The 249-nt window shown below is 69.9% G+C and carries 1 protein-coding gene; it reads right to left on the bottom strand.

Features of this window, described 5'->3' with window-relative positions:
* Positions 1–249, bottom strand: a 249-nt coding sequence (locus FS767_RS22440; protein WP_144968279.1) for a hypothetical protein, incomplete at both ends; no start/stop codon positions are given.

The raw sequence follows: 249 nt of genomic DNA, 5'->3' as shown, positions 1-249 counted from the left end.
GCGCGTCAGCGTCGTCTTGTGGGCGTCCCCGACCAAGGCCGTGCTGCCCACCGCCATGACCGCCGCCAGTTGCAGCAGCAGATCGCTTTCGTCGGCCGCCAGGCACAGCACCCGGTTACGCGGCAGCAGGCTGTAGCTGTTGCGCTCGCCGGTCGGACCCGGTAGCAGGCGGGTCAGGCCGCTCAGGGATTCCTCGGCGAATCTCAGGCAGGCCTGCTCCAGCTCGCCCAGGCCCTGTTGCTTGGCCCA

The organism is Pseudomonas sp. DE0010 (assembly GCF_007680745.1).
GTDB classification, from domain to species: Bacteria; Pseudomonadota; Gammaproteobacteria; order Pseudomonadales; family Pseudomonadaceae; genus Aquipseudomonas; species Aquipseudomonas parafulva_B.
The sequence above is the reverse complement of the archived record's forward strand: the minus strand, read 5'-3'. Positions and strand labels throughout refer to the sequence as shown.